The organism is Pseudomonas sp. S2_E01 (assembly GCF_054668365.1).
In genome coordinates this window covers 2,452,183-2,471,612 of the sequence record NZ_CP162762.1, presented here as the reverse complement: position 1 = coordinate 2,471,612, position 19,430 = coordinate 2,452,183, and the positions used below count along the sequence as shown (strand labels likewise).

Annotated in this window: 16 protein-coding genes; 8 read left to right on the top strand and 8 right to left on the bottom strand. The window is 57.4% G+C overall.

Annotated elements, in window-relative coordinates:
- The first annotated feature begins 102 nt into the window (after window positions 1-102).
- The gene (locus AB4O36_RS11295; protein WP_460141764.1) at window positions 103-1,446 is read left to right on the top strand and encodes an MFS transporter; all 1,344 of its coding nucleotides are present in this window, start codon (window positions 103-105) and stop codon (window positions 1,444-1,446) included.
- A gap of 88 nt (window positions 1,447-1,534) precedes the next feature.
- On the opposite strand, the gene AB4O36_RS11290 is transcribed toward AB4O36_RS11295, so the two are convergent.
- Together AB4O36_RS11290 and AB4O36_RS11285 are read right to left on the bottom strand one after the other, a co-directional pair.
- Entirely contained in the window at window positions 1,535-2,500 is a 966-nt protein-coding gene (locus AB4O36_RS11290) for a quinone oxidoreductase family protein (RefSeq protein ID WP_460141763.1), read from the bottom strand.
- A 53-nt stretch (window positions 2,501-2,553) separates the two neighbouring features.
- A complete protein-coding gene (locus AB4O36_RS11285) occupies window positions 2,554-3,171 on the bottom strand; it encodes a TetR/AcrR family transcriptional regulator (protein ID WP_460141762.1) in 618 nt (205 codons plus the stop codon).
- Between the two features lie 181 nt (window positions 3,172-3,352).
- Between AB4O36_RS11285 and AB4O36_RS11280 the strand changes: the two genes are divergently transcribed.
- A complete protein-coding gene (locus tag AB4O36_RS11280) occupies window positions 3,353-4,093 on the top strand; it encodes a creatininase family protein (RefSeq protein WP_460142133.1) in 741 nt (246 codons plus the stop codon).
- A 15-nt stretch (window positions 4,094-4,108) separates the two neighbouring features.
- Here the strand turns inward: AB4O36_RS11280 and AB4O36_RS11275 are convergent, their stop codons facing one another.
- The 4 genes from AB4O36_RS11275 to xylA form a co-directional block, all read right to left on the bottom strand.
- Window positions 4,109-5,245, bottom strand: a complete 1,137-nt coding sequence (locus tag AB4O36_RS11275) for a sugar ABC transporter permease (protein ID WP_460141761.1) — start codon at window positions 5,243-5,245, stop codon at window positions 4,109-4,111.
- Window positions 5,246-6,802, bottom strand: coding sequence for a D-xylose ABC transporter ATP-binding protein (gene xylG / locus AB4O36_RS11270; RefSeq protein ID WP_460125030.1), 1,557 nt, complete (start codon window positions 6,800-6,802; stop codon window positions 5,246-5,248).
- A 111-nt stretch (window positions 6,803-6,913) separates the two neighbouring features.
- A complete protein-coding gene (xylF, locus tag AB4O36_RS11265; protein ID WP_460141760.1) occupies window positions 6,914-7,915 on the bottom strand; it encodes a D-xylose ABC transporter substrate-binding protein in 1,002 nt (333 codons plus the stop codon).
- Window positions 7,916-8,056: 141 nt separating this feature from the next.
- The gene (gene xylA, locus AB4O36_RS11260) at window positions 8,057-9,373 is read right to left on the bottom strand and encodes a xylose isomerase (protein WP_460141759.1); all 1,317 of its coding nucleotides are present in this window, start codon (window positions 9,371-9,373) and stop codon (window positions 8,057-8,059) included.
- Window positions 9,374-9,549: 176 nt separating this feature from the next.
- Here xylA and AB4O36_RS11255 point away from each other — a divergent pair, with 176 nt between their 5' ends.
- The 4 genes from AB4O36_RS11255 to AB4O36_RS11240 all read left to right on the top strand — a co-directional run bounded on the left by AB4O36_RS11255 (window position 9,550) and on the right by AB4O36_RS11240 (window position 13,859).
- A complete protein-coding gene (locus AB4O36_RS11255; protein ID WP_460125021.1) occupies window positions 9,550-10,752 on the top strand; it encodes a XylR family transcriptional regulator in 1,203 nt (400 codons plus the stop codon).
- 92 nt (window positions 10,753-10,844) lie between these two features.
- A complete protein-coding gene (locus AB4O36_RS11250) occupies window positions 10,845-11,576 on the top strand; it encodes a GntR family transcriptional regulator (RefSeq protein ID WP_460141758.1) in 732 nt (243 codons plus the stop codon).
- A gap of 134 nt (window positions 11,577-11,710) precedes the next feature.
- A complete protein-coding gene (locus AB4O36_RS11245) occupies window positions 11,711-13,000 on the top strand; it encodes an MFS transporter (protein WP_460141757.1) in 1,290 nt (429 codons plus the stop codon).
- 28 nt (window positions 13,001-13,028) lie between these two features.
- Entirely contained in the window at window positions 13,029-13,859 is an 831-nt protein-coding gene (locus AB4O36_RS11240; RefSeq protein ID WP_460141756.1) for an amidohydrolase family protein, read from the top strand.
- A gap of 40 nt (window positions 13,860-13,899) precedes the next feature.
- Here AB4O36_RS11240 and AB4O36_RS11235 read toward each other — a convergent pair whose 3' ends face one another.
- Entirely contained in the window at window positions 13,900-14,130 is a 231-nt protein-coding gene (locus AB4O36_RS11235) for a hypothetical protein (protein WP_460125009.1), read from the bottom strand.
- Window positions 14,131-14,304: 174 nt separating this feature from the next.
- Between AB4O36_RS11235 and AB4O36_RS11230 the strand changes: the two genes are divergently transcribed.
- Window positions 14,305-15,957, top strand: a complete 1,653-nt coding sequence (locus tag AB4O36_RS11230; RefSeq protein WP_460141755.1) for a SulP family inorganic anion transporter — start codon at window positions 14,305-14,307, stop codon at window positions 15,955-15,957.
- Window positions 15,958-15,980: 23 nt separating this feature from the next.
- Here the strand turns inward: AB4O36_RS11230 and AB4O36_RS11225 are convergent, their stop codons facing one another.
- Window positions 15,981-16,169 (bottom strand): ribbon-helix-helix protein, CopG family, encoded by a 189-nt coding sequence (locus tag AB4O36_RS11225; protein ID WP_460125003.1) that lies wholly within the window; start codon window positions 16,167-16,169, stop codon window positions 15,981-15,983.
- Window positions 16,170-16,484: 315 nt separating this feature from the next.
- On the opposite strand from AB4O36_RS11225, the gene AB4O36_RS11220 reads away from it, so the two are divergent.
- Window positions 16,485-19,049 carry an EAL domain-containing protein gene (locus AB4O36_RS11220; RefSeq protein WP_460141754.1) on the top strand — a complete coding sequence of 855 codons (2,565 nt, stop codon included), beginning with the start codon at window positions 16,485-16,487 and terminating at the stop codon, window positions 19,047-19,049.
- Window positions 19,050-19,430: the final 381 nt, after the last annotated feature.

The following is a 19,430-nucleotide window of genomic DNA, read 5'->3' as shown; positions in this document are numbered from 1 at the left end:
GCTCAGTATCAGGCGTCCTGTCCTCGATGGCAGGACGCCGCACGGGCCTATAAGAAAACCAATTTCCCGAATATTGAAAACTGCCAATAAAGGTGACACCGCATGTCTAAGCAAACAAGAACGGCAGGTTCGAGTCCACAATCGGTTAAACGCCAGACCGTGATCGCGGCGTTGGCAAGCATGATGGGGACGACCATCGAATGGTACGACTACTTTCTGTACGGAACAGCCGCAGCGCTGATTTTCAACAAGATCTTTTTCCCGGATTTTGATCCGGTCACCGGCACGCTGGCAGCCTTCGCCACTTACGCCGTGGGGTTCTTCGCACTCCCTTTCGGTGGCATCGTGTTCGGTCATTTCGGCGATCGTTTCGGGCGCAAATCAATGCTGCTCATCACGTTGTTCATGATGGGCGTGCCGACAATCGTCATCGGCCTGATTCCGTCCTACGACTCAATTGGCTATTGGGCAGCCGTGCTGCTGGTTCTCATGCGTATCCTGCAGGGCATCGCGGTGGGAGGCGAGTGGGGCGGGGCGATCCTGTTGGCGGTGGAGCATGCGCCTGAAGGCAAGAAGGGGTTCTTCGGCAGCCTTCCCCAGACAGGCGTTGCGCCGGGGCTGATCCTGTCTTCGCTGGCCATGGGCGCTGTTTCCCAGCTACCCGAACAGGACATGCTCAGTTGGGGCTGGCGCATTCCGTTCCTGGCCAGTGCGGTCCTGTTGCTGGTGGGTTGGTACATTCGCGAGCATGTGTCCGAGTCGCCCGATTTTATCGCTGCGAGGCGAGAAGCCCCCAAGGAAATGCCACTGCGCACGGTGTTCCGGGATCACACCCGGGCGTTGCTGGCGGTCGCGGGTGCGCGACTGGCGGAGGTCACCTGGTTCTATACCGTGGCAACGTTTTCGCTGGCCTATGCCACCAAGACGTTGAGCATCCCTCGGGATACGCTGCTCGGCGCAATCGTCTGGGGAGCCGGCGTCGCGATGTTCACCATGCCCATTTGCGGCTGGCTGGGCGACAGGATTGGTAATCGAAGAGTCTTTGCACTCGGCACAGTGGGCGTCATCCTCTTTTCGCCGATCTTTTTCTCCCTGCTGCAAACCCAGGATGCATTCTGGGTAGTCTTTGCCATGGTGGTGGCGATCGGTATTGTCTACGCGCTGTTGTATGGACCTGAAGGCGCGTTGTTTTCGGCGCAATTTTCAGCGGACGTCAGGTACACCGGCATTTCGGTGGCGGTGCAGATTTCCGGTGCGGTCGGTAGCGGCTTGGCGCCGATTGTTGCGACCTCCTTGCTCGCCTACGGCAGTGGAAACCCGTTCTATATCAACTGTTACCTCATGGGGCTGGGCGGCATCGCACTGCTGGCGCTGTGTTTCATGAAAGGTGTGGTAGGCGAGGACGTCAGCGCGCAGCGACCAGGCCAACCTGTTCCCGCTCGTTAGACACCGTTGCTCGCTGATACAACACGGGGCGGACTCAAGGAGTGAGTCCGCCCCGTGCGCTTGATGGCAACTCCAGTGCCGCGTGATGTCACGGGATAAGGAGCAGTTTGCCGGTGGTGATACGGCTCTCAAGGTCAGCCAAAGCTGTTTCTGCATCGGCCAGGTGGTAAACGCCGCCGATTTTAACGGTAATCGCGCCGCTACGCAGCCAGTCGAACAACTGCATCGCCTTTACCCGCAACAGCTGTGGCGTGTGAATACTGTCGGAGAACACCGCGTACCCCAGCTTGATGCTTTTGGGCAGGCTCATGATGTCAATCAGGCCAGGACCGCCGAGCACCGGGCCATACCAACAAAACGTACCGGTTCGGCGCAGCGCTTGCAGCGATCCTTGAAAAGTCGCGGGGCCTGATCCATCGAAGACCACGTGGACACCTTCACCACCCGACAGCCTGACGGCTTCCTCTGCAAATGTTCCATCGCCACTGACGATCACATGGTCAGCACCTGCTGCCTTGGCAATCTCAACCTTGGCTTCGCTTGAAACTCGGCTGATAACCGAACCGCCCCTGAGCTTGATGATCTGCGTGAGCAATCGTCCCAAACCGCCAGCACCTGCGTGGACGAGGGCGATATCGCCCTGCTGGACCGGGTAGAAGCAGGTTGCGAAGTGACTGGCTGTCAGGCCCTGCATCATCAGGGCTGCGGCCGAATGGTCATCGATGTCATCCGGAATTTTCACCAGGTTGTTCACATCTGTCACGATTTTTTCGGCATAGCTGTGCGGAACAAAGACCCATGCCACTCGATCTCCCACCTGGAAATCCCGCACATGCGCACCGACCTCGACGATGCGTCCTGCCCCTTCGACGCCAAGAATTGAAGGCTGGTAGCTACCACCCAAGGCACCGCTTCTGGCGCCCAGATCCATAAAGTTTACCCCTGCAACTGAAACTTCGACGGCCACTTGGCCATTGCCTACGGCTGGTTGTTCAACAGCAGCATACGCCAGGGTGGGCGCGCCTGAGGCGCGGTTGATGGTCATCGCTTTCATAAAACTCTCCGTTATTGAACGTTCATTCCAGAACAGTGCAAAAAAAAGCGCGCCTATCGCAACGCACGCAAGGCCATTTTTTTCAACGACTCCAGACGGGCAGGGTCTGAACCACCCCGTGCCGCGATGCGTATTCCGGTAATACTGGCAAGCAAAAAATCGACGACATATTCCTGATCAAGCTCCGCTGATATGTCACCACGGACCTGTGCATCACTGACGCTTTGGGCAAGGCCCTCGCGCAGCACATGTCCCGCCATTTGTCGTATTTGATTGATGTCCGGCTTCGTGTCAGCAAATTCGCAAATCGAGCTGATTCCGAGACACCCGCGATAAGCCTCCTGCACGATTCGTTCGAGGAACGCTGAAATGCCGGCGTAACCATCTACGGACTCCCTTAATGTGGCCAGATGAGCTGACGTTTCAGTCGAACTGTAGTGGCGAAGGGCAGCAAGGTAGAGATTCCACTTGTCCCCGAAAGTCGCGTACAGGCTTTGCCGACCGATGCACATTGCCTGGATGAGCATGGTTGCGGAGGTTCCTTCAAAACCATGTTCACGGAAAACCTCAACGGCGGCGTCCAGCGCCTGTGTTTCATCAAACTCTCTGGGGCGGGCCATATTTTTCGTTTCAGAATGATTGGTCAAAAAAAGGGTAGCAGATGTGAACACGCCACGCCAATCCTTGAATTGCTCAAACATCCGCAAACGCACAACTGTTGCCTATCGAGCAACAGATATGGATTCTTGTTGCTCTTGCTCCGATGCCTGGTTGGGCGCACCATTTTCATACAGGCGCGATGAAACGCCTCCGTGGATAGCCTTCCACCCAACCTGCGAGGAGAACCGCCGCATGCTTTTGTATATGTCGACATGGTCTGAGATCGGCCAATACCTGGAGCGCAGCCGTACGATAGTGATTCCGATCGGCTCGAACGAGCAGCATGGCCCGACCGGACTGCTGGGTACGGACTGGATGTGCCCGGAAATCATCGCCCGCGAAGCGCAAAACAACGCCGATCTATTGATCGCTCCAACCTTCAACATCGGCATGGCGCAGCATCATCTGGGTTTTCCAGGGACAATCTCGTTGCGCCCATCAACGTTTATCGCCGCCATCGGCGATTGGGTGCACTCGCTGGCGGCGCACGGCTTTGAGAAAATCCTGTTTCTCAATGGGCACGGCGGCAATGTGGCCTCCATCGAGGCGGCGTTTTCCGAGCTGTACGCCCAAGCCAGCTTCGCCAAACGGCCAGCCGGTTTCGCTTTGAAGCTGGTGAACTGGTGGGATCTGGCAGGGGTCAATGAGCTGGCTCGTGAGCAATTCCCAACAGGGCATGGCGCCCACGCCACCCCCTCGGAAATCGCGGTTACTCAATGGGCCTATCCGGACTCCGTCAAACAGGCTCACTACTCCCCGCAAATTGCCAACTCTGGTCCCATCCGCGAGGCAAGTGATTTCCGTGCGCGCCATCCTGACGGCCGAATGGGCTCGGATCCAGGTCAGGCGAGCCCGGAGAAGGGAAGGGCATTGGTGATGCTGGCTGCTCGCAGTCTCGTGCAGGAAGTCGCGGCCTTCAGTCAGGAACGCTGACGGCCTGCCCGGCTCTCAACGTCGCCCGGTGCGCGTGCTCACGTCCACCCACACGGCCAACACCAGAATGCTGCCCTTGACGATCATCTGCCAATAACTGTCGACGTCGAGCATGGACATGCCGTTGTCCAGGCTGGTGATGACCAGCGCGCCGAGGAGGGCGCCGTAGACGGTTCCGGAGCCGCCGCGCATGGACGTGCCGCCAATGAAACAGGCAGCAATGGCGTCGAGTTCGCCCATGCTGCCGGCGGAGGGCGAACCGGCGGCCAGGCGCGCGGTGTTGACCACGCCGGCGAGGGCGCACATCACGCCCATGATGCCGAAAATCCACAGCTTCACGGCTTGGACGTTGATACCGGACAGGCGTGTGGCTTCCATATTGCTGCCCACGGCATAGACGCGTCGACCGAACACCGTCTGGCTCGCGACGTAGCTGAACACGCCCAACAGCACCAGCAGGAGCAGCACCGGCACGGGAATGCCGTCGTAGCTGTTGAGCGTCTGGACGAAGCCGGCCAGCACGGCGCCGATCACCGCCACGCGTATGATGTCCCGCGCCAGGGAGTGCGCCGCCAGACCGTGAAGGGCGCGATTGCGCCGTTGTTTCCAGATCAGGAACACCGTCAACGCGAACAACAGCACACCCAGGCCGGCCCCGATCGAGTGGGGCAGGTAGCCCTGGCCGATGTACACGAGCTGCGGCGATACCGGCGCGATGGTCGTGCCGCCGGTGATCCCCAGCAAAATGCCTCGGAAAGCCAGCATGCCGCCCAGACCGACGATAAAGGAGGGTATGCGCAGGTAAGCCGCCATGTAGCCATTGGCAAGGCCGATCAACAAGCCGCAAAGGGCGACCAGGCTCAGGTTCGCCAACAGTGGGACGTGGTAAATCACATCGAGAATGGCCGCCAGCCCACCCAGCAGTCCCAGCAATGAGCCGACCGACAAATCGATCTCGCCGCTGATGATCACCAGCACCATGCCGCAAGCGAGGATGCCGGTAATGGACATCTGGCGCAGCAGATTGGAAAGGTTGCGCGGGGTCAGGAATCCGCCGTCGGTCTGCCAGCTGAAAAACAGCCAGATCAACACCACGGCAAACACCAGCGCGAGCATCTTGTAGCGGGTGAACAGTTGTTTAACCTGATTCATTTACGCGGATTTCCGATCATTATTGTTATGGCTGCCAGGCTGGCTGAGTGCGGCGGCGAGCACCTGTTCCTGCGTGAGTTCATGGTTGACGAAGTCGCCCCTTAACTGGCCTTCGCCGATCACCAGCACGCGATCGGATACGCCGAGCACTTCGGCCAGCTCCGACGACACCATGATGATCGACACCCCAGAAGCGGCCAGCGCGCCCATCAACTTGTAGATTTCGTATTTGGCGCCCACATCCACGCCTCGGGTGGGCTCATCGAGAATCAGCACCCGGGGCTGAGTCAGCAGCATCTTCGCCAATACCGCTTTTTGTTGATTGCCTCCCGACAGACTGGTGATCGGCAGGAACGGGCTCGCGGTCTTCAGGTGCAGGCGCGAGATCTCCCGATCGATGCTGCCCAACTCGGCCTCGGCATCGATGCGAGTCAGTTTCGAATAATTGTCCAGCACGGCCAGGGTGATGTTCTGGCCGACACCCAGGTCCGGAATGATGCCCTGGCGCTTGCGGTCCTCAGGCACCAGGCACACACCTGCGCGAATGGAGTTGAGGGGCGTGCGGGTGTCGATGCGTTGACCTTCCAGCCAGACTTCGCCCTCGTGGCGTCCGGGGTAGGCGCCGAACAGCGCGGTCACGAGTTCCGTGCGGCCTGCGCCGACCAGCCCGGCGATGCCCAGGATCTCGCCACGCTTGAGAGCGAAGGAGACATCGTCGACGCGTTTGCGCCTGGGGTTGTCGACGTCGTAGCAGGTGATGTGACGAGCCTCGAAAATCACTTCGCCAACGTCGTGGGGTTCGGTGGGATAGAGGTTGCTCATTTCCCGCCCGACCATCTGGGTGATGATCTGTGGGATGTCCATGTCGGCCATGGCCGTGGTGGCGATGTGTTTTCCGTCGCGGATCACTGAAATGGTGTCGCAGACGGCGGCCACTTCATCGAGTTTGTGCGAGATATAGACGCAGGCCACCCCCTTGGCCTTGAGGTCGCGGATGATGTCCAGCAGCACCTCGATTTCCGAACGGCTCAAGGCCGACGAGGGTTCGTCGAGGATCAGCAGGCGCGCCTTTTTGTTAAGGGCCTTGGCGATCTCCACCAGTTGCTGATAGCCACCACCGTACTGGGAAACCGGCAGCGATACGTTCATGTCGGGGACTTTCAATTCGCGCATCAGGGCTTCGGCGCGGTGGATCATTGCCGGGTAGTTCATTCGTCCGCCCGGCAGCGTCAGTTCGTGGCCCATGAAGATGTTTTCGGCCACCGACAAATCCGGAACCAGGGTCAGTTCCTGATGAATGATGACGATGCCGGCGGCTTCCGTTTCGCTGATTGACTGCGCGGTGAGCGGTTGCCCGTCCCAGAGGATTTCACCGTCCCAGGTGCCGTGGGGATAGACCGCCGAAAGGATCTTCATCAGCGTGGACTTGCCGGCGCCATTCTCGCCGCACAGTCCCACGCATTCACCCGGCTTGACCTTGAGGTCGATACCGTTGAGCGCTTTGACACCGCCGAAGGTTTTGACGATACCGTTCATTTGCAGCAGATAGTCGGGCATGGAGAGGACTCAAAATCGCAAAGACACTGGACTCTGTGGGAGCGACGGTGCGACGAGTCGACCTGCTCGCTCCCACAAGGTTTTGCGTAGAACCAGAAGTTGGTGCCTTTGTCACTGCCCGGCTATTTGCGCCTTGGTATAAAAGCCATCCTGTTCGAGCAGGTCGGTGTTGTCCTTGGTCAACGCCGTAGGCGTGAGCAGGATGGTGTCGACTTTTTTGCTGCCGTTGTCGTACTGCGAGCTGTAGGCGGGTTTCTCGTTGCGCGCCAGTTGTACCGAGAGCTTGGCGGCTTCAGAAGCGATGAGTTTCAGCGGCTTGTACACGGTCATGGTCTGGGTGCCGGCGATGACACGCTTGACCGCTGCGAGGTCAGCGTCCTGGCCCGAAATCGGCACCTTGCCGGCCAGTTGCTGAGCTGCAAGGGCCTGAATGGCGCCGCCTGCCGTCGCGTCGTTGGAGGCGACAATGCCGTCGATTTTGTTGTCGTTGCGGGTCAGGGCGTTTTCAACAATGCTCAGCGCTTCGGTTGGGTTCCATTCCTTCACCCATTGTTGGCCAACGATCTTGATATCGCCCTTGTCGATGGCCGGTTGCAGCACTTTCATCTGGCCTTCGCGCAGGATTTTTGCGTTGTTGTCGGTGGGTGCACCACCCAGCAGGAAGTAATTGCCCTTGGGCGCAGCATGCAACACGCCACTGGCCTGCATCTCGCCGACCTTTTCGTTATCGAAGGAAATATAGGCGTCGACGTCGGCATTGAGAATCAGCCGATCATAGGACACGACCTTGATCCCGGCCTTCTTCGCTTCGGCCACCGCGTTGGTCAGCACGGTGGCGTTGAACGGCACGATGACTATGACATCGACGCCGCGGGAAATGAGATTTTCGATTTGTGAAATCTGTTTTTGCTCGTTGGCATCCGCTGATTGTACGAACACCTTGGCATCCATTTTTTCTGCCGCCGCGACAAAATAATCACGGTCACGGGACCAGCGCTCCAGGCGCAGGTCGTCAATGGAGAAACCGATTTTCGGGTGGGTCGCATCAGCCATCACTGGCAATGACAGCAGCGCCAGGGCAGAGGCCAACAGTGTACGTTTCAGGTTTTTCATAGCGGGGCGTCCTTTTATTGTTGTTTGAAAGAAACGGCCTGACGATGAGTCTCGGGCTGGGTAAAACTGTAGAAAATCCGCAGGCGCCGCAAGCATAGTTTTGTCGTTGAAATGTCACAGCGCGCGCAGACCGCTTGGTGATCAACGATAGATAAATCGGTTGACGACGTTCTCGAGCATTTCCTGCCTGCCGCTGACGGCCTGCGGGTTCAATGCGTTGGCGAAGGCGTGTTCGGCCAGTGACTCAAGGTTGAATTCACCTGCCAGCACTGCCTTCCCCAATGGCTGTTGCCACCCGGCGTAGCGCTGATCCTTGAAGCGCTGCAGCTCATCGTTCTGCACCATGGCGGCTGCGCGTTCCAGAGACTGGGCAAGAACGTCCATGGCGCCCACGTGGCCATGGAACAGGTCGATCTGGTCGAGGCTTTGGCGACGAACCTTGGAATCGAAGTTGAATCCGCCATTGTTGAACCCTCCCGCCTTGAGGATTTCATAGAGGGCCAAGGTCATTTCTTCGACGCTATTGGGGAACTGATCGGTGTCCCAGCCGTTTTGCGGATCACCGCGGTTGGCGTCGATGCTGCCGAAGATGCCCAGGGAGGCGGCTGTCGCTATCTCGTGATGAAAACTATGGCCGGCGAGGGTGGCGTGGTTAGCCTCGATGTTGACCTTGATTTCCTTTTCCAGCCCAAATTGCTGGAGAAAGCCGAACACGGTGGCGCTGTCGTAATCGTATTGGTGCTTGGTGGGCTCCTGCGGTTTTGGTTCGATCAGAAGATCGCCGGTGAAACCGATCTTGTGCTTGTGCTCGACCACCATGCGCATGAAACGGCCCAACTGCTCACGTTCATGCTTCAAGTCAGTGTTGAGCAGGGTTTCGTAGCCTTCGCGACCGCCCCACAACACGTAGCTGGAGCCTTTGAGGCGATGGGTCGCGTTCATGGCGCTGAACACCTGGGCCGCGGCGCAGGCAAACACCTCAGGGTCCGGATTGCTCGCCGCGCCGGCTGCAAAACGTGGATTGCTGAAGCAGTTTGCGGTGCCCCACAGCAGCTTGATGCCACTCTCTTCCTGATGGCGCTCCAGGTGGTCAACCATTTGCGCGAAGTGGTTGCGGTACTCCTTCAACGAGTTGCCTTCTGGAGCGACATCGGTGTCGTGGAAACAGTAATAATCGATACCCAGTTTGGAGAAGAACTCGAAGGCGGCAGCCGCCTTGCCGATCGCGACTTCCATCGGGTCACCGGCCTGATGCCATGGGCGCTTGAACGTACCCGCACCGAACACATCGGAACCTGGCCACACAAAGGTGTGCCAGTAACACGCGGCCATGCGCAGATGTTCGCGCATGGGTTTGCCAAGGATGATCTTGTCGGCGTCGTAGTGGCGGAAGGCGAGGGGAGAATCGCTGTTCGGTCCCTCATAGCGGATTGTGTCGACATCGGGGAAGTACTGCATTGGCCATGTCCTGGTTGTTCTTGTTGGTGACTTGATACTAACAACGGCGTTTGGCCTGCTGATTATGAAAAACATCAACACAGGGTGCGATTTTGCGTATTGAGCTTCGCCGCCCACGCGCCTAGTCTGTGCACATCGCCTCAGTGACACCGGGGCCCTGAACCTGCATAAAAACAATGAAAACAGTACCGCCTGTTCACCGCATCGCACTGTTGTTCAACGGCAGCAAGGTTTATGACCGAGGCATCATCAGCGGCATCGGTAACTACCTGAGCAGCACGCGAGCGTCCTGGGACCTGTTCCTGGAAGAAGACTTTCTGTGCCGCTTGAAGGGAATAGAGCGCTGGCAGGGAGACGGCATCATTGCCGACTTCGATGACCCGTTGATTGGCGAGGCGCTCGCCGACATCCATCTGCCGGTGGTAGCGGTAGGGGGCTCTTATGAGGAGAAGGGGGCCTATCCGACATCGATTCCCTATGTTGCCACTGACAACAACGCACTGATCACCCTTGCCTACACGCACCTGATCGAGGCGGGGCTGCAGCGTTTTGCCTGCTTCAGCCTGCCTGAAGCACAGGCCAATCGTTGGGCCCAGGAGCGGGAAAAAGCCTTTCGCCGATTGATGCAGCGCGACGGCTTGCACACCGAAATCTATCGCGGCATGGGCACCAGCGCACCGCTCTGGGACAGCGCCGTCGAACAGTTGATCGCCTGGCTGCAAAGCCTGCCCAAGCCCATTGGAATCATCGCGGTCAGTGACGCCCGCGCCCGGCAGTTGCTGCAAGCTTGCCTGACAGCCGGCATTGCGGTGCCGGAGCAGGTGGCGCTGATTGGCATCGACAACGACCCACTGACCCGCAGCCTGACGCGGGTCCCTTTGAGTTCGGTGAGTCAGGGCACTGAAACCATGGGCCGGACCGCCGCTCAGTTACTCCACCAGATGCTCCACGGCATGCCATCCACCGGCACGCAAATCCTGGTGCCTCCGGATGCGGTCAACGTGCAGGTGTCGAGCTTGCACCAACCGTTGGGCAATCCGTATGTGATGCAGGCGCTGCTGTTTATCCGCCAGTACGCCTGCCAGGGCATCAAGACGGCGCAGGTCGCGGCCTATGTCGGCGTATCTCGCTCGTCACTCGAAGCGCATTTTCGCAACGAGCGCGGCTGCAGCGTGCATGACGAGATTCTGCGTTTCAAACTGGCCGCGGCGACCAAAGGGCTCAAGAACACCGATTCGGCCATTGCCGATGTGGCGAGGATGTGCGGCTTTAAATCGGCGCAGTATCTGCACACGGTGTTTCGGCGGGAGTTTGGGTGCACGCCCCGGGAATATCAGCAGGGGGGAGGCACTCGCGGGATCTTGAGTCAAAACCCCTGACTCACGCTGATCGACCTTGACAGTTAAGTCATCTATATGAATACTCCGCCCATATTCATATAGATGACTAGATAACAAGGTGAATAAAGTCGATGAATGCTCTTTCCAGCGATGCTCGTCTGCCGCTTTATCAACGTCTGCGTGACCACCTGGTTGAACAGATCGCTAACAATCGTTGGCGTCCGGGGGAAGCCATTCCCACGGAGGCTGCGCTTTGCGCGGAATATCAGCTGTCCACGGGCACCGTGCGCAAGGCGGTGGATTCGTTGGTCAGCGAAGGCATTCTTGAGCGTCATCAAGGGCGGGGCACCTTCATACGCCGTCCGCAGTTTCAGTCATCGCTGTTTCGATTCTTTCGTTTTCAAACCGCTGCCGGCGAACGTCAGGTACCCGAGAGCCGCATTCTGTCGATCGAACCGGTCGTCGCGCCGTCGGCCGTCGCTCAGGCGCTGGGGTTGCCCCTCGAGTCGCCGGTTATCCGCATCGTTCGCTTGCGTTTGCTGGAGCTCAAGCCCGTTCTCGCCGAAGAAATCTGGTTGCCGCGCAGCCGTTTCCAAGCGCTGATGGACATTGACCTGAGCCGCAAAGGGCCGCTGCTTTATCCCATCTACGAAGAAATCTGCGGTCAGGTCGTGGCCAACGCCGAAGAGACACTCACCGCTGAATCGGTGAATGACGTGCATGCTCGATTGCTGCAGGTACCGGTCAACAGTCCGGTGGTTGTGATCGAACGATTGGCTCGCGATTACGCGGGCACACCACTGGAGTGGCGTCGTTCTCGTGGGCATGCGGAGCACTTCCGCTACAGCGTGGATATTCGCTGACGCATGCCTGTGTAACCAATCGTTGAGCGGCGAGCCGATCGCCGCTGGTTTCCTGTTTATTTGCCAAAACTGGCCCTGTAGCGGTGCGGTTCGCTCTCGGCTGCCTTACGTTCCACTTATAAGGATAAAAAATCATGTTCAGTTGGTATCGCCAAGTCACTCCTCGGGAGCGCAAAACGTTCTGGGCCTGCTTCGGCGGATGGTCGCTCGATGCGCTGGAAGTACAAATGTTCGGCCTGGCGATTCCGGCGTTGATCGCCGCGTTCGCCCTGACCAAGGGCGATGCAGGGCTGATCAGCGGCGTGACGTTGGTCACTTCAGCCATCGGCGGTTGGGTAGGGGGGACATTGTCCGACCGCTACGGCCGGGTGCGCACACTGCAATGGATGATTTTGTGGTTCTCGTTCTTCACTTTCCTGTCCGCCTTCGTCACCGGTTTTCACCAGTTGTTGATCGTGAAAGCAATGCAAGGCTTCGGTATCGGGGGTGAATGGGCCGCGGGCGCGGTGCTGATGGCCGAGACGATCAACCCTAAGTTTCGTGGCAAGGTGATGGGCACCGTCCAAAGCGCCTGGGCCGTGGGCTGGGGACTGGCTGTTGGGGTGTTCACCCTGATTTATACGTTCGTGCCGCAGGACATGGCCTGGCGTGTGATGTTTATCGTCGGTCTGCTGCCATCGTTCCTGATCATCTGGGTACGCCGCAACGTCGAGGAGCCTGACAGCTTCCAGCGCCTGCAAAAAGAAAACGCCATCCCGCAAAGCTTCTTCAAGTCCCTGGCCGGCATCTTCCGACCTGAACTGATCCGCGTAACGCTGTTTGGTGGTCTGTTGGGCCTCGGCGCGCACGGTGGTTACCACGCGGTCATGACCTGGCTGCCGACGTTCCTCAAGACCGAGCGCAACCTTTCGGTGCTGAACTCTGGCGGTTACCTCGCCGTGATCATCTTCGCCTTCTGGTGTGGGTGTGTGGTCAGTGGATTGTTGATCGACCGCATAGGCCGTCGTAAAAACATCGTGTTGTTTGCGTTGTGCTGTGTCGTCACCGTGCAGTGCTATGTGTTCCTGCCACTGACCAATACCCAGATGCTGTTTCTGGGCTTTCCGCTCGGCTTCTTCGCCGCAGGTATTCCGGCCAGCCTCGGGGCGCTGTTCAACGAGCTGTACCCAGCGGACGTGCGCGGCGCCGGGGTCGGTTTCTGCTACAACTTTGGCCGAGTGCTTTCTGCGGTCTTCCCATTCCTGGTCGGTCACATGAGCGACTCCATGTCCCTGGGCTCTGCGATTGGTATCGACGCCGGTATTGCCTACGGCGTGGCCGTGATCGCGGCACTTTGCCTGCCGGAAACCCGTGGCCGTGCCCTGGAAGCCTCGAACATTTCGGCGCAAGCGGCAGTCGACGGCAGTGAAAGCGCGCGAGCCTGATGACTCTTACCTTCAAATGATGAAAGCCATGCCTGATACCTGTTCAACGCCGATCACCGGCATCGATTCCCATGCTCACGTGTTCAGCCGCGAACTGAACCTGACCGCCGCTCGACGTTATACCCCTGGCTACGACGCCACGCTCGGGGAGTATCTGGAGCAACTGCAAACCCATGGCCTGAGTCATGGCGTGCTGGTGCAGCCCAGTTTTCTCGGCACCGACAACAGCTACCTGTTGGCGGCGTTACGCCAGGCGCCGGAACGGTTGCGCGGGGTCGTGGTGCTGGTGCGCAGCGTCAGTCGCGAGACGCTCAACGATATGGCTCGGCTCGGTGTGGTCGGCGTTCGCCTGAACCTGATGGGCAAAGCCTTGCCGGACTTTCGTGACTCGGCGTGGCAAGACTTCTTCGGCCACATCGCCGAGTTGGACTGGCATGTCGAATTGCACCGCCAGGTGGAAGATTTGCCGGGACTGCTTCGTCAACTCATGCCATTGGGCATCAAACTGGTGATCGATCACTTCGGCCGTCCGGATGCACGCCTGGGTGTTGATCAGCCAGGTTTTCGCGAGATGCTGGAACTGGGCTCGCGCGGGCAGGTGTGGATGAAGGTTTCCGGGATCTATCGATTGGCTGGGACGGATCCCCAGAACCGAAAGTTCGCCCGAAACGCGTTGTCATTGCTGCAGCAGAGTTTCGGGTCCAGTCGTTTGGTGTGGGGCAGCGACTGGCCGCACACTCAACATGAAGACAGTGTTGGTTTTGGGGCGGTTGTGGAACAGCTTCAAGCGTTGGAGTGTTCGCCTGAGTTGATGCGGTCGCTGCTGGTGGAGGCGCCTGGGGAGTTGTTTGGATTTTAATCTTGCTCCTGTCGCGAATGACCGGAGTGTGACCCAAGGGTTAAAAGTGGATTTCAGCGGTCTTGAGGCCCAAGTCTCGTAGCTCGGCGATCAAGTCATCCAAATGCCCGAAAGACTCGACCTCCTCGTTGTCGTCCACCAGGAAATAACTTCTTCCAGCGTCCTTCTTGAAAAACACAATCCACTCCTTGGGGTTGGTTGGATTTGCGATCAAATGGGTGTCGAAGGTCACGCCTTCGGCATGTTTGGTTTTCACAGCTTGACGATTCATGTCTGTCACCACGCTACGCGCGTTATCAAAATTTCTCTATTGGCAGCACGCCCGCCCAGCTCCCTCTGAGCTTCCAGCATGGACATCTCCAGCCGCACAAGGCATTGGAATCAGGAGATTTCAATTATCACTGCATGTTAATATTATGCACATGGACGCACTGAGGAGCTAGCCATGATTGCGATAGGTGAGGCATGGAAGGCGGGGTTGTTGGGACGAGGACACTGGCTTCGCAACGTGGTGTCTGGCGTGATCGTCGGAGTCGTGGCACTCCCGCTGGCCATGGCGTTTGCCATTGCGTCTGGCGTCAAACCTGAGCAAGGCATCTACACCGCCATCATCGGTGGTCTGCTGGTTTCAGTCTTTGGCGGAAGCCGCTTGCAGATCGCCGGGCCGACAGGTGCGTTCATCGTGATTCTGGCGGACGTCACAGCCAAGCATGGCGTTGACGGCCTGCAAATCGCCACGATGATGGCAGGGGCCATGTTGTTACTGCTGGGGATGGCCCGGCTCGGTGCAATCATCAAGTTTATCCCTGACCCGGTGATCGTCGGATTCACTGCGGGCATCGGGGTGATCATCTGGGTCGGGCAGTGGAAAGACTTTTTCGGATTACCGACGGTCGGGGGAGAGCGCTTCCATGAAAAGCTCTGGCATCTCGTCCAGACCCTGCCGGATCTTCATATGGCCACGACGCTGCTGGCGACACTCAGCCTTTTCCTGGTCATCACCGCGCCCAGAATTCCCGGTCTCAAACGAGTGCCTGGCCCATTGATCGCCATGGCGGTCGCGACAGCGATACAGTCCACCTTTCATTTCGAGGGGGTCGCAACGATTGGCAGTGCATTTGGTGGCATACCTCAAGGTTTCCAAGGGGGGAGCCTGCCTGAAATCACGCTGTCGCGTGTCATCGATTTGATTGGTCCGGCGTTCACGATCGCCATGCTTGGGGCAATCGAATCGCTGTTGTCCGCGATGGTGGCCGATGGCATGGCAGGTACCAAGCACGACTCCAATCAGGAGTTGATCGGTCAGGGGGTGGCCAACTTGGTCACGCCATTGTTCGGCGGCTTCGCCGCTACCGGGGCCATTGCGCGCACGGCCACCAATATCCGTAACGGCGGCACAAGCCCGCTGGCCGGCATTACGCACGCCGTCACCCTGGTACTTATCATTCTGTTTCTGGCGCCTTTGGCCTCAAACATCCCGCTGTGTGCATTGGCCGCGATACTTTTTGTGGTCGCGTACAACATGAGCGAGTTAAAGCACTTCAAGCGAATGGTCAGGAGAGCTCCGCGGACAGACGTATCGATCCTGCTAATCACCTTCGGTCTCACCGTATTCAGTGATTTGGTGATCGCGGTGAATATCGGCGTCATTCTGGCGATGCTGCACTTTATGCGTCGCATGGCCTCATCGGTGGAGGTGCGGCAGGTCGTCGAGCACGAGTTGGAAGTAGAGCTCAGGGCCAACGGGAATGCTCGCCTGCCGCCCGGGATATTGATTTATACGATTGAAGGGCCGTTGTTCTTTGGCGCAGCCGAGACCTTCGAGCGTGTCCTGGCTCAGACCCATACCGATCCACGCCTGCTGATTATCCGTTTGAAACGCGTACCGTTCATGGATATCACGGGCTTACAGGTGTTGGAGGAGGTCATTCAGCAACTGCACAAACGACATGTCATTGTGAAACTCTGCGAGGCGAATGCGAAGGTGCTTAACAAGCTGAATAAGGTGGGCATCTTGCAAGAAATCGGCGCGGAGCATTACCACACCGACTTCAACAACGCGCTGGCCAAAGCTGTCAGTCTCGCAGAGGACAACTAGAGCCTAAAACTGCCCGTGTTCGGTTATGACTTGGCGCTGGTGGCGTGCTTGCTTCTCGTTGAATAGCTGGCACCGTGGGTGTCCAGGTAATCACGAATAAGCTGACGTACCACCTGAGAAGACGTCAAATCCTGTGCTGCACAGAGCTCCTCGAACGCTTTTTTCTTGATGGGATCAATGAGCACAGTGAGGCGCGCAGTCTTGCTTTCCATGGGGTATTCAATCACTCAATCGCTGGATGTTAATCAAATTGTAATTGCCTTGTCCGGTGCTGTCACTGCTACGACGTGGGTCGTTCGGCAGGTTAATTGTGATCAGTAATGTGCGACCGGAAACGACTTCAGAGCTATCCTGACTCTATAACTTGAGCACAGTGGTGAACTTGTGTGCAGGACAGGCAGAGCAGCGTTGTTTGACATCAACATCCCGTACTGGATGTTGCGCTCACCCTCTGGTGAAGAGGGCTCTTTTGGTGCTCCACAAGGCCTTTAGGGAAAAAGCCCGGTGGCATATGGAAAGTAGCAGCAATGAATGCAAAAGTCGGATTGACGAGTGATGCAGAGGCGGAAGACTTTTTCATACAAACACTGGAGCAGGCGATCGATGCTGTTGTGATCATTGATGATCACAACAGGGTGGCGTTTTTCAATGCCGCTGCCGAGGCCTTTTGGGGTTGCTCCAGGCATGAGGTGCTCGGTCGAAATGTCCATGCTTTGGTGCCAAACATCCTGCGCGCCCATCATGATGGCTATATCCAAGCTAACCGCGAGACCGGGATCAATAAAATTGTGGGCGTCTGCCGGGATGTCCGAATTGTGCGTGATGATGGGCAGGAGCGCTGGGGCTCGATGTCGATCTCGAAAATTACCCTTCATGATCGAATCCTCTACGCGGCCTTTCTCAAGGATATAACGCAATTACGCTTGAACGACATCGAACGCCGGTTGTTATCGATGTCGGTGAATGTCACCAGTTCGGCCACCTGCATCGTCGACGCGCACTCATGCCTTATCTATGTCAACGATGGGCTGATTCGACTGCTGGGCTATTCCCGCGAGGAGATGATCGGGCAGTCACCGCTTATGTTCTTTGTTTCAGTCGCTCCTGCGCAAACGCCGGCGGAGCCGGGGCTGGAACCCATTCTCTGTGGTCAACCTCATGATGTCAGTGCCTTGATCAGCAAGCGCAACGGCCAACGACTTTGGGTGCACGTCTCATCAACGCCCGTGTTCGACGCGCAAGGGTTGCTCGAAAATGTCGTGATCGTGCTCACCGACATTACCCAGTCAAAACTGCATGAAGTCCTACAGGAAAGGGTCATTGGGGCACTGCTGAAAGAGGAGCCTCTAGAGAGCGTGCTAACCATGATGTGCCACGAGATTGAGCGCATCGTCCCGGAAGTCATTGTCTCGATCCTGAGCGTGGACGAGGAGGGGAGCTTGCACCCTCTGGCCAGTCCAAGCTTGCCCACCGATTACTCCAGGGCCATTGAGGGATTATCCATCGGTCCGGTGGCAGGTTCCTGCGGTACGGCCGCCTATCGGGGCGAACCGGTTCTGGTAACGGATATCAATAATGACCCGTTGTGGGCTGAGTACAAATGGCTGGCGAAACAGTCAGGCTTACGGGCTTGTTGGTCTATTCCTGTACGCAACGGCTCAGGACGAGTTGCGGCGACCTTTGCGCTCTACTTTAGGGAAAACCGCGGCCCCGACCCCTTGCACGCTCACTTGGTGACGGCGGGAACGCACTTGTGCATGTTGGCACTCGAACGAGAGGAGGCACGTCAATCCATTCGAAGAATGGCCTTCTATGATGCGTTAACCGGCTTGCCCAATCGCAACTTCCTACTTTCCCAGGCACAGCAGTGCATACTCGAAGTGACTCGAGAGGCTGCAGAGCTTGCCGTCCTGTTTGTCGACCTGGACCGATTCAAGCAAGTCAACGACGCCTTGGGGCATGCGTCGGGAGACGAGTTGCTGCGAGTCATGGCGCAACGGCTACGCAGCGTGCTTCGAGAGTGTGATTTCGTTGGGCGTTTATCCGGTGATGAGTTCGTGTTGGTACTGGCGCGGATGAATGCGACGCAGGTCACGATCTTTCTTGAACGACTGATGATGGTCCTGAGGGCTCCGACGACGATTGCAGGCACTTCCATCGTTGTTTCCGCCAGCATCGGCATCAGTCTGTTTCCAGGAGATGGTCAAGACATGGAAAGTCTATTGCATTGCGCTGACATTGCCATGTACCAAGCCAAACGGGCGGAGCGGGGTACCTTCAGGTTCTTTCTTGAAGAGATGAACACACTCGCTCAAGGGCGATTGATGCTGGAAACGGAACTGCGCAAAGCGCTCACTGACAGCGGTCTGCAACTGCATTATCAACCACAAATCGACCTGAACAGCGGACGCCTGGTCGGTGTTGAGGCATTAGCGCGTTGGGCACACCCAACGCTCGGAGCTATCTCGCCCATGCAATTCATTCCTCTTGCCGAGGAATGCGGGTTGATCAACGACCTGAGTCAATGGGTATTGCGGGAGGCCTGTCAGCAGCTAGCCGAATGGCAGCGGCATGGCTTACAGGTTCCATCCATGTCGATCAACCTCTCACCCATCAATTTTCACAACCAGAACCTTGCGAGGCTGATTGCTCAACAACTGCAACGCCACGGCTTGCAACCCGCCAACCTGTGCGTGGAAGTCACCGAGGGTGTATTGCTTAGCGAAAGCCCCGGGGCCGAGCAAGCCATCCGGGATTTGCACGCACTAGGAGTGCGACTGGCCATTGATGATTTTGGCACAGGCTATTCCAGCCTCGGGTATTTACGGCGCCTACCCATCAGCGAGCTGAAACTGGATAAGAGTTTTGTCGACGATCTGGAGCACGATACGTCCTGCCGCGCTTTAAGCGAATCCGTCATAGCGATAGGCAGAGGGCTTTCCTTGCACGTAGTGGCTGAGGGTATAGAGCACGCAACTCAGTGTGAGATTCTTAAAGCCCAAGGCTACAAAGTGGGGCAAGGTCACTATTTTTCAGCACCGATGTCTTGCCGGGATTTTGAACAATGGTTCACGGCCTACAAATTTGTTTGAGGGGGGCTGGCAAGGGCACGTAATATGTCGTTTAACATAATATACATTACACGCAATACGATATTGCGAAATCCCCCCGGTTACCCACGCCTTTTCACACCTGCAATGAGATGGGCTGTGGGGATTCACGATTCACCGGACGTTAATTCACGATTCTACGGAATCTTATAAAAATCATGATGTTGCGCGGCAATCCTCAGCCTTTGTCTAGAAATTGCAAATGACCCCCTACGCATAAAATATGGGCTGGCTCATCGATGGCTCGTGGCTAGGAATGGCGTCCTAGAGCGGTCTAGATAAGCGTCTTCGTGGAAAAATTCACGATTCACCGGAAAAAACGCAAAATCGCTTGTGATTTTCCGGTGAATCGTGAATTTTCAT

Bases quoted from the DNA above. Each gene is read 5' to 3' on its own strand.
- AB4O36_RS11245 (WP_460141757.1), top strand. From the start codon at position 11,711: ATGTTCAGTTGGTATCGCCAAGTCACTCCTCGGGAGCGCAAAACGTTC.
- AB4O36_RS11235 (WP_460125009.1), bottom strand. From the start codon at position 14,130: ATGAATCGTCAAGCTGTGAAAACCAAACATGCCGAAGGCGTGACCTTC.
- AB4O36_RS11255 (WP_460125021.1), top strand. From the start codon at position 9,550: ATGAAAACAGTACCGCCTGTTCACCGCATCGCACTGTTGTTCAACGGC.
- AB4O36_RS11230 (WP_460141755.1), top strand. From the start codon at position 14,305: ATGATTGCGATAGGTGAGGCATGGAAGGCGGGGTTGTTGGGACGAGGA.
- AB4O36_RS11295 (WP_460141764.1), top strand. From the start codon at position 103: ATGTCTAAGCAAACAAGAACGGCAGGTTCGAGTCCACAATCGGTTAAA.
- AB4O36_RS11280 (WP_460142133.1), top strand. From the start codon at position 3,353: ATGCTTTTGTATATGTCGACATGGTCTGAGATCGGCCAATACCTGGAG.
- xylG (WP_460125030.1), bottom strand. From the start codon at position 6,802: ATGCCCGACTATCTGCTGCAAATGAACGGTATCGTCAAAACCTTCGGC.
- AB4O36_RS11225 (WP_460125003.1), bottom strand. From the start codon at position 16,169: ATGGAAAGCAAGACTGCGCGCCTCACTGTGCTCATTGATCCCATCAAG.
- AB4O36_RS11290 (WP_460141763.1), bottom strand. From the start codon at position 2,500: ATGAAAGCGATGACCATCAACCGCGCCTCAGGCGCGCCCACCCTGGCG.
- AB4O36_RS11275 (WP_460141761.1), bottom strand. From the start codon at position 5,245: ATGAATCAGGTTAAACAACTGTTCACCCGCTACAAGATGCTCGCGCTG.
- xylA (WP_460141759.1), bottom strand. From the start codon at position 9,373: ATGCAGTACTTCCCCGATGTCGACACAATCCGCTATGAGGGACCGAAC.
- AB4O36_RS11250 (WP_460141758.1), top strand. From the start codon at position 10,845: ATGAATGCTCTTTCCAGCGATGCTCGTCTGCCGCTTTATCAACGTCTG.
- AB4O36_RS11220 (WP_460141754.1), top strand. From the start codon at position 16,485: ATGAATGCAAAAGTCGGATTGACGAGTGATGCAGAGGCGGAAGACTTT.
- AB4O36_RS11240 (WP_460141756.1), top strand. From the start codon at position 13,029: ATGCCTGATACCTGTTCAACGCCGATCACCGGCATCGATTCCCATGCT.
- xylF (WP_460141760.1), bottom strand. From the start codon at position 7,915: ATGAAAAACCTGAAACGTACACTGTTGGCCTCTGCCCTGGCGCTGCTG.